At 72.3% G+C, this 13,211-nt stretch carries 10 protein-coding genes and 2 pseudogenes; 6 read left to right on the top strand and 6 right to left on the bottom strand.

Annotated elements, in window-relative coordinates; translation table 11 throughout:
- Window positions 1-21: 21 nt before the first annotated feature.
- The gene (gene ppc, locus ACQP0N_RS04440; RefSeq protein ID WP_355048859.1) at window positions 22-2,808 is read left to right on the top strand and encodes a phosphoenolpyruvate carboxylase; all 2,787 of its coding nucleotides are present in this window, start codon (window positions 22-24) and stop codon (window positions 2,806-2,808) included.
- Between the two features lie 154 nt (window positions 2,809-2,962).
- On the opposite strand, the gene ACQP0N_RS04435 is transcribed toward ppc, so the two are convergent.
- Window positions 2,963-3,808, bottom strand: coding sequence for a hypothetical protein (locus ACQP0N_RS04435; protein WP_433117754.1), 846 nt, complete (start codon window positions 3,806-3,808; stop codon window positions 2,963-2,965).
- Window positions 3,809-3,862: 54 nt separating this feature from the next.
- Between ACQP0N_RS04435 and ACQP0N_RS04430 the strand changes: the two genes are divergently transcribed.
- Entirely contained in the window at window positions 3,863-5,011 is a 1,149-nt protein-coding gene (locus tag ACQP0N_RS04430; RefSeq protein ID WP_433117752.1) for a DNA recombination protein RmuC, read from the top strand.
- A gap of 15 nt (window positions 5,012-5,026) precedes the next feature.
- On the opposite strand, the pseudogene ACQP0N_RS04425 reads toward ACQP0N_RS04430, so the two are convergent.
- Window positions 5,027-5,436, bottom strand: a pseudogene (locus ACQP0N_RS04425) (hypothetical protein).
- A gap of 131 nt (window positions 5,437-5,567) precedes the next feature.
- Window positions 5,568-6,542, bottom strand: a complete 975-nt coding sequence (locus tag ACQP0N_RS04420; protein ID WP_433117750.1) for a 4-hydroxy-3-methylbut-2-enyl diphosphate reductase — start codon at window positions 6,540-6,542, stop codon at window positions 5,568-5,570.
- A gap of 132 nt (window positions 6,543-6,674) precedes the next feature.
- Between ACQP0N_RS04420 and xseA the strand changes: the two are divergent.
- Both xseA and ACQP0N_RS04410 read left to right on the top strand, forming a co-directional pair.
- Window positions 6,675-7,921 (top strand): annotated as a pseudogene (xseA, locus tag ACQP0N_RS04415) (exodeoxyribonuclease VII large subunit).
- Window positions 7,922-7,951: 30 nt separating this feature from the next.
- Window positions 7,952-8,173 (top strand): exodeoxyribonuclease VII small subunit, encoded by a 222-nt coding sequence (locus tag ACQP0N_RS04410; RefSeq protein ID WP_421474551.1) that lies wholly within the window; start codon window positions 7,952-7,954, stop codon window positions 8,171-8,173.
- Between the two features lie 41 nt (window positions 8,174-8,214).
- Here ACQP0N_RS04410 and ACQP0N_RS04405 read toward each other — a convergent pair whose 3' ends face one another.
- From ACQP0N_RS04405 to ACQP0N_RS04395, 3 genes are all read right to left on the bottom strand, one after another.
- Window positions 8,215-9,066, bottom strand: coding sequence for a hypothetical protein (locus ACQP0N_RS04405; RefSeq protein WP_433117748.1), 852 nt, complete (start codon window positions 9,064-9,066; stop codon window positions 8,215-8,217).
- A 234-nt stretch (window positions 9,067-9,300) separates the two neighbouring features.
- Window positions 9,301-10,113: a hypothetical protein gene (locus ACQP0N_RS04400; RefSeq protein ID WP_433117746.1), complete on the bottom strand. Its 813-nt coding sequence runs from the start codon at window positions 10,111-10,113 to the stop codon at window positions 9,301-9,303.
- 117 nt (window positions 10,114-10,230) lie between these two features.
- On the bottom strand, window positions 10,231-10,971 hold the full coding sequence (locus tag ACQP0N_RS04395; protein ID WP_433117744.1) for a DUF4245 family protein: 741 nt from the start codon (window positions 10,969-10,971) through the stop codon (window positions 10,231-10,233).
- A gap of 158 nt (window positions 10,972-11,129) precedes the next feature.
- Between ACQP0N_RS04395 and glpX the strand changes: the two genes are divergently transcribed.
- Both glpX and ACQP0N_RS04385 read left to right on the top strand, forming a co-directional pair.
- Window positions 11,130-12,161: a class II fructose-bisphosphatase gene (gene glpX, locus ACQP0N_RS04390; protein ID WP_433117742.1), complete on the top strand. Its 1,032-nt coding sequence runs from the start codon at window positions 11,130-11,132 to the stop codon at window positions 12,159-12,161.
- Entirely contained in the window at window positions 12,158-13,132 is a 975-nt protein-coding gene (locus tag ACQP0N_RS04385; RefSeq protein ID WP_433117740.1) for a DMT family transporter, read from the top strand. The genes glpX and ACQP0N_RS04385 overlap by 4 nt, the downstream gene beginning before the upstream one ends.
- The last annotated feature ends 79 nt before the right edge of the window (window positions 13,133-13,211 follow it).

The raw sequence follows: 13,211 nt of genomic DNA, 5'->3' as shown, positions 1-13,211 counted from the left end.
TACTCACGTAAGGAGCGCATCGTGACCGACCAGCACGACCACGACGGCCCGGACGCCGCGCTGCGCGCCGACATCCGCCGGCTCGGCACCCTCCTCGGCCAGACCCTGGCCCGCCAGGAGGGCCGCCCGCTGCTCGACCTCGTCGAGGAGATCCGCGCCCAGGTACGCTCCGACGTCCCCGCCGCCGCCCAGCGGCTCGGCGGGCTCGACGTGACCACCGGCACCAAGCTGGCCCGCGCCTTCTCCACCTACTTCCACCTGGCCAACATCACCGAGCAGGTGCACCGAGCACGGGACCTGCGCCGCCGCCGCGCCGTACAGGGCGGCTGGCTCGACCAGGCAGCCAAGATGATCGCCGAGCGGGGCGTCCCGGCCGAGGAGATCGCCGCCGTCGCTCGCCGGCTGGCGGTCCGGCCGGTCTTCACCGCCCACCCCACCGAGGCGGCCCGCCGCTCGATCCTGTCGAAGCTGCGGGCCATCGCCGACGAGCTGGACACCGAGACCGCCAACGCGATCCTCTACGGCGCGAGCGACGAGGGCCCGGCCAACCGCCGGCTGGCCGAGCTGCTGGACCTCATGTGGCAGACCGACGAGCTGCGGCTGGACCGGCCGGATCCGACCGACGAGGCCCGCAACGCCATCTACTACCTGCGGGACCTGTACGCCGAGGCCGCGCCGCAGGTGCTCGACGACCTGGCCGACACGCTGCGCACCCTCGGCGTGGAGACGTCGCCGACGGCCCGCCCGCTGAGCTTCGGCACCTGGATCGGCGGCGACCGTGACGGCAACCCGTTCGTCACCCCGGCGGTCACCCGCGAGGTGCTGACCATTCAGCACGAACACGGCATTGCCGCCACCGAGAAGGCGATGGACCACCTGATCAACGAGGTTTCGGTCTCGCGCCGGCTGCGCGGGGTGTCGCTCGACCTCTCCGCCAGCCTCGCCGCCGACCTCGACGCGCTGCCCGAGGTGGCGCCCCGGTTCCGCCGGGTCAACGCCGAGGAGCCCTACCGGCTGAAGGCACGCTGCGTGAAGGCCAAGCTGGCCAACACCCGGCAGCGGCTGCGCCAGGGCACGGCCCACGTACCGGGTCGGGACTACCGCGGCTCGGCCGAGCTGATCGCCGACCTGGACCTGCTGCGCGCGTCGCTGGCCCGCAACTCGGGGCAGCTCACGGCCGTCGGCCGGCTGGCCTCCACCATCCGTACGGTGTCCGCGTTCGGCCTGCACCTGGCGACGATGGACGTGCGGGAGCACGCCGAGAAGCACCACGAGGTGCTCACCCAGCTCTACGAGGCAGTCGGCGAGGTGCCGGACTACCCGGCGTTGAGCCGGTTGGAGCGCACCAAGCTGCTCGCCGACGAGCTGACCGGCCGGCGGCCGCTGTCCACCCTGGACACCCCGCTGACCGAGTCGGCCCGCAAGACGTTCGACGTGTTCAGCACGATCCGCGAGGCGCAGGACCGGTTCGGCGCGGAGGTCATCGAGTCGTACATCATCTCGATGACCCTGGGCGTCGACGACGTGCTGGCCGCCGTGGTGCTCGCCCGCGAGGCCGGACTGGTCGACGTGCACAGCGGCCGGGCCCGCATCGGCTTCGTGCCGCTGTTGGAGACCCCGGCCGAGTTGAACGCCGGCGGCGAGATCCTCGACGAACTGCTGTCGCTGCCCGCGTACCGGGCGCTGGTCGCGGCCCGGGGCGACGTGCAGGAGGTCATGCTCGGCTACTCCGACTCCAACAAGGAGGCGGGGATCACCACCAGCCAGTGGTCGATCCACCGGGCCCAGCGCGCGCTGCGTGACGTGGCCGCCCGGCACGGCGTACACCTGCGGCTCTTCCACGGTCGCGGCGGTACGGTCGGGCGCGGCGGTGGCCCGACCCACGAGGCGATCCTGGCCCAGCCGTACGGCACGCTGGACGGCGCGATCAAGGTGACCGAGCAGGGCGAGGTCATCTCCGACAAGTACACGCTGCCCTCGCTGGCCCGGGAGAACCTGGAGCTGACCCTCGCGGCGGTGCTCCAGGCGACGCTGCTGCACACCGCGCCCCGGCAGCCGGCCGAGATGCTGGAACGCTGGGACGCGACGATGGACGTGGTGTCCGAGTCGGCGTTCCGGTCGTACCGGTCGCTCGTCGAGGACCCGGACCTGCCGGCGTACTTCTGGGCGTCCACCCCCACCGAACTGCTCGGCGCGCTGAACATCGGCTCCCGGCCGGCGAAGCGTCCCAACACCGGCGCCGGCCTTTCCGGGCTGCGGGCCATCCCGTGGGTGTTCGGCTGGACGCAGACCCGACAGATCGTGCCGGGCTGGTTCGGCGTCGGCTCGGGCCTGGCCGCCGCCCGCGAGGCCGGACACGCGGACGTGCTGGCCGAGATGCACCGCAACTGGCACTTCTTCCGCACGTTCCTGTCGAACGTCGAGATGATGCTGACCAAGACCGATCTCAGCATCGCCCGCCGGTACGTCGAGACCCTCGTGCCGAAGAAGCTGCACCCGATCTTCGAGAAGATCGAGCAGGAGTACGAGCTGACCAAGCGCGAGGTGCTGGCCGTGACCGCCTCACCGGCCCTGCTGGAGAACTCCCCGGTGCTCCAGCGCACCCTGGCCGTGCGCGACACCTACCTGGAACCGCTGCACCACCTCCAGGTGGCGCTGCTGCGCCAGTACCGGGAGTCCGGGGCGGCGGGCCGGGCGGTCGCCACCGCACCGGGTGGTCGACGCGCTCCCAGCGACGGCACGGCCCTGGAACGGGCGCTGCTCACCACCGTGAACGGCATCGCCGCCGGCATGCGCAACACCGGCTGACCAGAGGAACAAAACCAGCCCCAAAGCGGGCCGGTCAGGCCCGGCCGGTCAGGCCGATCAGGCCTGGTCGATCATGGAGTTGTGGTGCCCCACAAAAGCCGCCAACAGCGGCGAAGCGGCCACCACAACTCCATGATCGTCGGATCGAGCGGGGTCAGAAGTCGCCGCCGCCGAAATCGCCACCACCGAAGTCTCCGCCGCCGAAGTCGCCGCCGCCGAAACCTCCGCCGCCGAAGTCGCCGCCGGCGTAGTCTCCGCCGCCGAAGTCACCCGCCTGGTCGCCGCCACCGAAGTCGCCGCCCTGGTCGCCGGCGTCGCCGCCCTGGTCGCCGGCGTAGTCGGCGCCGTCGCCGAAGCCCTCCTGGTAGCCCTGGTCGTAGCCGTACCCCGGATCGGCGAAGGCCGGCGAGAACAGCGCGTCGGCGATCAGCATGCCGCCGAGCACGCCGGCGCCCGCGCCCAGAGCGGTCTTCCACCACGGCGTCGAGTACCAACCGGCCGGCACCGGCCGGCCCTGGTACCGGCCGCCGGGGTAGTAGTAGGGCGTGTCCCGGCCGGGCTGCGGGCCGGCCCGGAAGGTCTGGCCCTGCACGTCGACCTCGCGCTCCTTGGTGAGCTGCCCGACGCCCCGCGCGGCGGCCAGCGCCGGCACCTCCGGCCCGGGGTCGATGCCCAGCGCGGTCCGCGCCGCCCGGATGTACGCCAACCCCTCCAGCGCGGTCTCCCGGGCGAGCGCGAACTGGTTCGGCGTCCGCGCCTGCTCCAACTGCGAGCCGGCCGCGTTGTAGCGCTCCCCCGCGTCGGCGAGCGCCTGCCGCACGGCGGGCTCCTCACCCTGCAGGGTCATCAACTGGCCGCCGAGGCGCTCGTACCACCGTTGCGCCTCGGCGCGGGCGTCGCCGAGCGCCACACGCCGCTGGGCGTTGGACCGGGAGTAGGCGAGCAGGCCGGCACCCACCACGGCGGCGAAGACGACCAGCAGGCACAGCAGAGCTTCCATGTCAACGAACGTACCCCCGGGTGTCACGTCGCACCCGTCTGGCAAGCTCCGGTGATGGACGTCTCGACGTTGCTGGTGGTGGTCGTGTGCCTCGGTGCCGGCGGGGCGGTGGGTTGGTACGCGGCCCGGTCCCGGTCGGCGGCCGACATCGCCCGGCTCGACGCCACCCTGACGGCCACCCGCGAGGGCGAGGGGAGGCTGGAGCAGTCCATGCGGGCGCTGAGCTACGAGGCGACGGCCCAGTCGCAGGAGGCGGTGGCCCGGGCCGTGGCGCCGCTGCACGACAGCCTGCGCCGCTACGAGCAGCGGGTGGCCGAGCTGGAGCACGACCGCGTCGACGCGTACGCCGAGCTGCGCGAGCAGGTCCGCTCGATGAACGTCGTCTCCGGCGAGCTGCGCACCGAGACCAAGCAACTGGTGGCCGCGCTGCGCGCGCCGCAGGTGCGGGGCCGCTGGGGCGAGCACCAACTGCGCCGGATCGTCGAGGCGGCCGGCATGCTGGAGCACTGCGACTTCTCCGAGCAGGTGACCGCCGCCACCGACGACCAGGTCGTCCGCCCGGATCTGGTGGTACGCCTGCACGGCGGCCGGTCGGTGGTGGTGGACGCGAAGGCGCCCTTCGACGCGTACCTGACGGCCATGGAGGCCCGCGACGAGCGCGGCCGGGACACCTACCTCGACGCGCACGCCCGACACCTGCGCGGGCACGTCGACGCCCTGGCCGCCAAGTCGTACTGGGCCGCGTTCGACAGCTCGCCCGAGTTCGTGGTGCTGTTCGTACCGGCCGACCCGTTCCTCGACGTCGCGCTCCAACGCGATCCGACGCTGCTGGAGCACGCGTTTGCCCGCAACATCGTGCTGGCCACGCCGGCCACCCTGGTCGCGCTGCTGCGCACGGTGGCCTACTCGTGGCGGCAGGAGGCGCTGGCCCGCAACGCGGTGGCAGTGCACACCCTTGCCCGGGAGCTGTACGGCCGGCTCGCCACCCTCGGCGACCACGTGGGCAAGCTCGGATCGTCGCTGACCGGCGCGGTGACCGCGTACAACCGGGCGGTCGGCTCACTGGAGGCGCGGGTGCTGGTCAGCGCCCGCAAGCTCGCCGAGCTGGGCGTCTCGGACGAGGATCTGGCGGCCCCCGCCCAGGTCGAGCTGACCCCGCGCCAGCCGCAGGCCCCGGAGCTGCTAAACGACGCCGACCGCTGACGCGGGGCCGTTTCCCTAACGGCGGTTGGCGCTCTCGACGACGAACGGGATGCCCTGCTGGCAGGTGGTCATCGTGCCCTTCTCCACCCGACCGGTGACGGTCACCTGGGCGCCGGCGGTCAGCACGTCCCGGGGCCCGCCCACCAGCAGGTACCCGTCGAGGAGCACGCAGTTCGGCTCCACTCCGGCGGTGATCGTGCCGGTGAGTTCGGTGGCGCCGACCGGCGGCGGGACGGTGGGCCCGCCCGGCGACTTGATCGGCGGGGCGGGGGTGCTGGGCGACTCGGGGGTGCTCGGCGACGCGGAGGCGGGCTGCCCGGTCGTCGCCGACGGTCCGCCGGGGTGGCGGGACCGCCGGTTTCACCGCAGGCGCTCAGCGCCGCGCAGACGACCAGGGCGGGGACGACGAGCCGAAGGGTCCTCATGCCGTCTTCGACGTACGGCACGGGCCCGGCGTTCCACCGCGACGTCTGCGAACTGGCCGGCGGGCGGCCGTGGCGCGACGCGCGGCCGGTGGCGTGGTCGACGTGCGGCGGTCCTGTCGGAGCCCGGCTCGTCAGCCGCGGGCCGCGGCGGCCTTCATGTCCCGCTTCAGCTCCTGCGGAAGCGAGAAGGTGAGCCGTTCGTTGGCGGTGGTGATCTCTTCGACGTCGGCGAAGCCGCGCTCGGCCAGGTGCGCCAGCACATCGCGGACCAGGTCCTCGGGGACGCTCGCGCCGGAGGACACGCCGACCGTGCGGGCGTCGGTCAGCCAGGCGTCGTCGATCTCGTGGGCGAAGTCGATGAGGTGTCCGGCGCGGGCGCCGGCGTCCAGGGCGACCTCGACCAGGCGCACCGAGTTGGACGAGTTCGTCGAGCCGACGACGATCACCACGTCGCACTCCGGGGCGATCTCCTTGACCACGTGCTGCCGGTTGGAGGTGGCGTAGCAGATGTCGTCGCTGGGCGGGGACTGGAGCAGTGGCAGCCGCTGCTTGAGGCGGGCGACCGTCTCCAGGGTCTCGTCCACCGAGAGCGTGGTCTGGGAGAGCCAGACCACCTTCTCCGGGTCACGCACGGTGATTTTGTCGACGCCGTCCGGGCCGTCCACGAGCTGGATGTGCGCGGGCGCCTCACCGGCGGTGCCGACGACCTCCTCGTGCCCCTCGTGGCCGATCAGCAGGATGTCGTAGTCCTCGGCGGCGAACCGCTTCGCCTCCTGGTGCACCTTGGTGACCAGTGGGCAGGTCGCGTCGATGGCCTTCAGCGAACGCTCCCGCGCCTGCTCGTAGACCTCGGGCGCCACGCCGTGCGCGGAGAAGATCACGGTCGAGCCCTCCGGCACCTCCTCGTTCTCCTCCACGAAGATCGCGCCCTGCGACTCCAGGGTCTGCACGACGTGCTTGTTGTGCACGATCTGCTTGCGGACGTAGATCGGGGCGCCGTACAGCTTCAGCGCCTCCTCGACGGTCTGCACCGCACGGTCCACACCCGCGCAGTAGCCACGAGGCTTGGCCAAAAGCACGCGCTTACCGCTCCGGAGATCAGTCACTCCCCCATCCTACGTGCCGACCGTTCCACCGCACCCGGGCCCAAATCCCGGTGATCAAGAGGTTCGCGTCAGAAACGCGCCCGGATGTGACGCAAACTTCTTGATCACCGGGGGCCTCCGTAGGGTTGGGGGGTGAGTGGTGTGGGTGGTGGGGGCAGTGAGGGCAGGAGCAGCGCTGAGGAGCCTTGGCCTGTTCGCGTCGTCTCGCAGAAGGTCGGGGCGTGGATCGCCAAGCTGGGCTGGGTATGGGTGGACGGGCAGGTGGCGCAGATCAGCCGCCGTCCCGGGGCCACCACCGTCTTCCTGACCCTGCGTGACCCGTCCGCCGACCTGAGCCTGACCGTCACCACCAACCGTGACGTGCTCGACGCCGGCGCGCCGGAGCTGCGCGAGGGCGCCCGGGTGGTGCTGCACGCCAAGCCGGAGTTCTACGCCGCCCGGGGCACGTTGAGCCTGCGGGCCGACGAGATCCGCCAGGTGGGTCTCGGTGAGCTGCTGGCCCGGCTGGAGAAACTCAAGAAGCTGCTCGCCGCCGAAGGGCTGTTCGACCGGGCCCGCAAGCGCCGGCTGCCGTTCCTTCCCGGCCGGATCGGTCTGATCACCGGCCGTGCGTCCGCCGCCGAGCGGGATGTGCTGACGAACGCGCGGCGGCGCTGGCCGGCCGTGGAGTTCCGGACGGTCAACGTGGCCGTGCAGGGCCCGTCCGCCGTGCCGCAGATCGTGGACGCGCTCAAGGTCCTGGACGCGGACCCGAGCATCGATGTGATCATCATCGCCCGGGGTGGTGGCGGCATCGAGGACCTGCTGCCGTTCTCCGACGAGGCTCTGTGCCGGGCCGTCTTCGGCTGCCGTACCCCGGTGGTCAGCGCGATCGGCCACGAGACCGACACGCCGCTGATCGACTACGTCGCCGACCTGCGGGCCTCCACCCCGACCGACGCGGCCAAGCGGGTGGTCCCCGACCTCACCGAGGAGGTACGCCTCATCGGTCAGGCCCGGCACCGCCTCCAGCGGGCGGTGCGCAACCTGGTCGACCGGGAGTCGCACCGCCTCGACAGCCTGCGGTCTCGGCCGGTGCTGGCCCGGCCGCAGGTGATGGTGGAGCACCGCGCGACCGAGCTGGCCGCACTGCGTCAACGCGCCGGGCGCTGCCTGGACCACCGGCTCGCGGCCGCCGACGACGACCTGCGGCACACCCTCGCCCGACTGCGCGCCCTCTCCCCGCCGCGACGCTCGACCGGGGGTACGCGATCGTGCAGCGCGCCGACGGGCACGTCGTCCGGGCGGCGGCCGAGGTCGGCAAGGGCGACCCGCTACGGGTACGCCTCGCCGAGGGCGAGCTGGCCGCGACGGTCGACGGGGACGTGGCGACGCGGTGACACCGACCGGGGTGTGCTGAGATGGACGCGATGACTGACGACACGAAGGCCGGGCCGGACGAGCGGCTCAGCTACGAGCAGGCCCGCGCCGAACTGGCTTCGGTGGTCGAGCGGCTGGAGGCCGGCGGCACGTCCCTGGAGGAGTCGCTGGCGCTGTGGGAGCGCGGCGAGGCGCTGGCGGTGATCTGCCAGCGCTGGCTGGACGGTGCCCGGGCGCGGATCGACGCCGCCCGCCAGGACCCCTCCGCCTGATCGTCGGGTGGGATGGCCGGAGCCACCCCACCCGGGATCGGTCAGTTGAACAGGCTGTACAGCTCGGCGGGCGCCTCGACGACCTGGTCCGCCGGCGGCTTCTGAGCCGGGGTGGCGGAGCCGTAGTCGGAGTACGTCATCTTGATCTCCTGGGCCGCGGTCTGGCCGGAGGCCGGAAGTTGCAGCGCCAGCTCGCTCAGCCGGCCCTGCGGGTCGACCTTCGCGGTGAACGGGACCGTCTTCGCCTGGGTGCCCAGCGCGGCGATCGTGGCGGCGTTCAGCGAGCCCGCCTCAGCGGCCTTGGTGACGTCGATGGTGCCGGCGTACGTGCCGGTGCCGGTGCTGCGGACCTCGGTGATGCCCTGGGTCAGCACCGCGCTGCCGGCCGGGTCGACCTTCTCGAAGTCGAAGCCGAGGCTCTTGTTGCCCTTGATACGGGCCTGGTCGAGGTGCTGGTACTTGCCCAGGTTGAGCTGCTTGATCGCGGGCAGGCTGTCGGCCGTGGGACCGGTCAGTTCCAACTTCACCCAGCTGTCCGGCTTGGCGTGGATCACGTCGAGCTTCATGGCCAGGTCGGAGGAGGGGCCACCGATGGCGAACTTCATCGCGGCGCTCTGACTCGGCTGGTGCACCTGCCCCTCGGCCGTGGACCCGGCGCCGGAGAGGGTGAACCGGAAGTTGCCGTCGCTGATCGCCTTGGTGGAGTCGAGCAGGGCCTGCTTGGCGTCGCCGGACACCGGCGCACCGCCGGACTGGCTCGGCGCCCCGGACGCGCTCACCGTCGGGGACGCGGTTGACCCGGCCGTGCCGGTCGTGCCACCGGCGCAGGCGGCCAGGGCGGGCGTGAACAGGGCGGCGGCTACCAGGCCGGCACCCAGTCGTCGAACAGTCATACGTGTCTCCCAAGGGGGTCACCCGACGACCTGGTCGGCGCCGGAAACCGGGCGACGCGGCAGCCCTTCGGCCACGTCGCACGATCCGGGCCGAGCGGCGCGCCCGGATCGCTCCCTTCTTGTTCCCTGTCGACGCGTCGGACAATCACCCTTGTTGTCCGGTTGTTTGCGGACAACCGGTGCGGAACAGAGCGGGCCGGGGTGACCCGTGGTCGCCCCGGCCCGCCGTGCGGCTTACTTGAACATCTCGTACGTCTCCGCCGGGGCCTCGACCACCTTGTCCGCCGGCGGCTTCTGCGCGCCGGTCCCGGCGCCGTAGCCCGCGTATCCGATCTTGATGTCGTGCGCGGCGGTCTCGCCGGCGGCCGGCACCGAGATGACCAGCTCGGTGAGGCGACCCTGCGGGTCCAGCTTGGCGGTGAACGGCAGCGACTTGGCCTGCGCGCCGAGCGCCTTGACCACGTCCTCGTCGAGGGCGACCGACTCCGCGGAGGCGCTGATGTCGATCTTGCCGGCGTAGCTGCCCTCGCCGGTCTTCTGCACCTCGGTCACACCCTTGACCAGGGTCTCGCTGTCGACCGGGTCGAACGTCTCCGGGTCGAGCTGGAAGTCCTTGATCTCCTTGGCCTTGGTCTTGTCGAGGTGCTGGTACTTGCCCTTGTTCTTCGCCAGCTCGGGGACCATGGCCGCCATTTCGCCGCCGAGCTCCATCTTCACCCAGCTCTCCGAGTCGATGTAGATGAGGTCCATCTCCATCGACACGTCCTGGGAGGCGTCGCCCATCTTCATGGTCAACTGCGCGCTGTTGCTGGGCTTGTGCACCAGGCCACCGCCGGTCAGGTCGGCGCCCGCAATGGTGAACGTGAAGTCGCCCTTGGCCATCTCCTTCGTGGAGGCGAGCAACGCCTCCTTCGGGTCGGCCGGTACGGCCGGAGCGGACGCGCTGGGGGCGGCGGCCGGCTCGGCAGCGTCGGACTTGCACGCGGTCAGGCCGGGGATGAGCAGGGTGGCGGCGAGGAAGCCGAAGCTCCACCGTCGAATGTTCACTGAGTTCTCACTTCACGAAAGGGGGACAGGGCCCGGCCACGGCGTACGCGCCGGACCGAGCCGAGGGAGCGTACCGGACCGACCCCCGCAACGTGCGCCCCATCGACTGTGGACTCCTCAGCGCAGCGCGCCGGCCAACTCCCGCAGCTCGTTGTCCCGCGCGTCACCGATCACGAGCACCGTACGGGTCGGCTCCAGCAGGGCCAGCGCCTGCTGGTTCCCCCGGGCCGTATACCGCTGCCAGGTGCGCCCACTCAACTCGGTCGGCCCCTGTGGCTGACCCTGGTCGGTCAGCTCGGCCGGGAGCAGCCGCTCGGCCGGCACGCTGCTCTGCACGAGCTGCACACCCCTGCCCTCCGGCGTCAGGTAGCCGATCCGCAGCGTCGCGCCGCCCTCGACGCTCTGGTAGCGGGCGCTGACCGTACGCCAGCCGGAGCCGAGCCCCTGCGGCTCGCTCACCGGGAACGTGTTCGCGGACCGCGCCTGTTCGAACGCCGGCGCGGGGTCGACGGTGGTGGCCTGGTCCCCGCCCAGGAAACCCCGGTAGAACGCCAGCAGCAGCGCGATCGGGACGAGCAGCACCAGCAGCGAGATCGCCATGTCCTTGGGTGACCGCTCGGACTTGCCCGCCGTCGCGGCCGCCCGGGGCGGCGACGGCCGGGCCGCCGGCCCCGGCTCGGCCACGGGTGTCGCCTCGTCGGCGACCAGGGCCGGCTCGCCAGTGGTCGGTGCCGTCGGATCCGCCGGGCCCGTCGCGGCGGGCCCGGCGCCGGGGGCGTCCGGGAGGTCGGCCGGCGGCTGGCCGTCGGGCGGCGTCTGGTCGGCGGGTACGCGGTCAGCAGGCTGTGCGGGTTCCACCCTGCCATCTTCGCAGCCGCCCGACCGGCGGTATCCGGCCCATCACCGCCCCGCACCGGCGCTCGGTCGGCCATCGTGTGAGGATCAGCGACAAAGCCGGCAGCGACGCCACTTCGCCGCCGGCCGTCCCCGCACCGTCGCGAGGAGGAGCAGCCGTCATGACGAACACCAGGACCCGCATCCCACAGGATCTCGACCGTAACCTGGCCCTCGACCTGGTCCGGGTCACCGAGGCCGCGGCGATGGCCGCCGGCCGCTGGGTCGGCCGGGGTGACAAGGAGGGCGGCGACGGCGCCGCTGTCGACGCCATGCGCAAACTGATCAACTCGATCCAGATGCGCGGTGTCGTGGTGATCGGCGAGGGCGAGAAGGACAACGCCCCGATGCTCTTCAACGGCGAACACGTCGGCGACGGCACCGGCCCGGAGGTGGACGTCGCGGTCGACCCGGTGGACGGCACCACCCTCATGAGCAAGGGCATGCCGAACGCCCTCGCGGTGCTCGCCGTCTCGGAGCGAGGCGCGATGTTCGACCCCAGCGCGGTTTTCTACATGGAGAAGCTCGCGGTCGGCCCCGCCTACGTCGACGTGATCGACATCAACGCCGGGGTCAGCGAGAACCTGCGCCGGATCGCCAAGATCAAGGGCACCGACGTCTCCGAGGTGACCGTCTGCGTGCTGGACCGCAGCCGCCACGACGACCTGGTCACCCAGATCCGCCGGGCCGGCGCGGGTATCAGGTTCATCTCCGACGGCGACATCGCCGGCTCCATCCTGGCGGCCCGCGGTGAGTCGGACGTCGACGTGCTCATGGGCATCGGCGGCACCCCGGAGGGCATCATCTCGGCCTGCGCGCTCAAGTGCATGGGTGGCGCCATGCAGGCCAAGCTCTGGCCGCGCGACGCCGAGGAGCGGGAGAAGGCCCTCGCCGCCGGGCACGACCTGGACCGGGTGCTCGGCACCGACGACCTGGTCACCGGGGACAACTGCTTCTTCGTGGCGACCGGCGTCACCTCCGGCGACCTGCTGCGCGGGGTGCGGTACCGGGCCGGCGGCGCGTACACCCAGTCGATCGTCATGCGCTCGAAGAGCGGCACCATCCGGGTCATCGACTCGTACCACCGGCTGGAGAAGCTGGCGCTCTACTCCGCGGTCGACTTCGACGGTCGTCCGCTCGCCGAACAGGAGTGAGCGGCACCGGCACCGCGGCTCCGCCGACCCTGCCAGCCACCCGCCGGATCATCGGTGTCGCGCTGGCGTCGGTCGCCGGGGTCGCGGTGGCGGCGCAGTCTCGGATCAACGGCGAGCTGGGCGTACGCCTGGCCGATGGCTTCGCGGCCGCGGTGGTCTCGTTCGGGCTGGGCCTGGTGGTACTGCTGGTGCTGGTCCCGGCCACCCCTGGTGGGCGGCGAGGGCTGCTCGCCGTACGGCGGGCCCTCACGGCCGGCACGCTGCGCCCGTGGCAGTGCCTCGGGGGAATGTGCGGGGCGTTGCTGGTGGCCACGCAGGGGCTCACCATCGGCTCGCTGGGGGTGGCGGTCTTCACCGTGGCGGTCGTGGCCGGCCAGTCCGGCAGCAGCCTCGCCGTGGACCGCGCCGGCATCGGCCCGACCGGTCGGCAGCCGGTCACCCGACAGCGCCTGGCCGGCGCGGTGCTCACGGTGCTCGCGGTCGTCCTGGCGGTCGGTGACCGGCTCGGCGACCCGGGCGGGCTGGCGCTGGCGCTGCTGCCCCTGCTGGCCGGTGTGGGCATCGCCTGGCAGCAGGCGGTGAACGGGCAGGTCCGGGCGGCGGCCGACAGCGCGCTGACCGCCACGCTCGTGAACTTCGCCGTGGGCACGGCAACCCTGCTGGTCGCGTTCACGGTCGACATCGTCGTACGCGGCTGGCCGACCGGTCACGCACCGAGCGAACCGTGGCTCTACCTGGGCGGCCCGATCGGCATCGTGTTCATCGCGATCGCCGCCGCGATCGTACGGACGACAGGTGTGCTGCTGCTCGGCCTGGCCACCATCGCCGGCCAGATCGTGGGGGCCGTGCTGCTGGACCTGGTGCTGCCCACAGCGGCCTCGCATCCCAGCGTGAACAGCCTGCTCGGGGCCGCACTGACGTTGGTGGCCGTGCTGATAGCCGCCCTGGCCCCACCCGCCGCCCAGCCGTGACCGTTGGCGGCTTGACCCACCCTGGTTCAGGGAAACCGCGCTGTCCCACCGCCTCCGACGCCCCGATCTTCAACAACCC

Source organism: Micromonospora sp. CA-246542 (assembly GCF_050942905.1).
Taxonomy (GTDB): domain Bacteria; phylum Actinomycetota; class Actinomycetes; order Mycobacteriales; family Micromonosporaceae; genus Micromonospora.
Note: the sequence above shows the minus strand (reverse complement) of the source record. Positions and strands in the feature narration are given on the sequence as shown.

Excerpts from the sequence above, each read along its gene's own strand:
- ACQP0N_RS04410 (WP_421474551.1), top strand. The coding sequence starts at position 7,952 with ATGACTGACGACACGAAGGCCGGGCCGGACGAGCGGCTCAGCTACGAG.
- ACQP0N_RS04405 (WP_433117748.1), bottom strand. The coding sequence starts at position 9,066 with ATGACTGTTCGACGACTGGGTGCCGGCCTGGTAGCCGCCGCCCTGTTC.
- ACQP0N_RS04435 (WP_433117754.1), bottom strand. The coding sequence starts at position 3,808 with ATGGAAGCTCTGCTGTGCCTGCTGGTCGTCTTCGCCGCCGTGGTGGGT.
- ACQP0N_RS04430 (WP_433117752.1), top strand. The coding sequence starts at position 3,863 with ATGGACGTCTCGACGTTGCTGGTGGTGGTCGTGTGCCTCGGTGCCGGC.
- glpX (WP_433117742.1), top strand. The coding sequence starts at position 11,130 with ATGACGAACACCAGGACCCGCATCCCACAGGATCTCGACCGTAACCTG.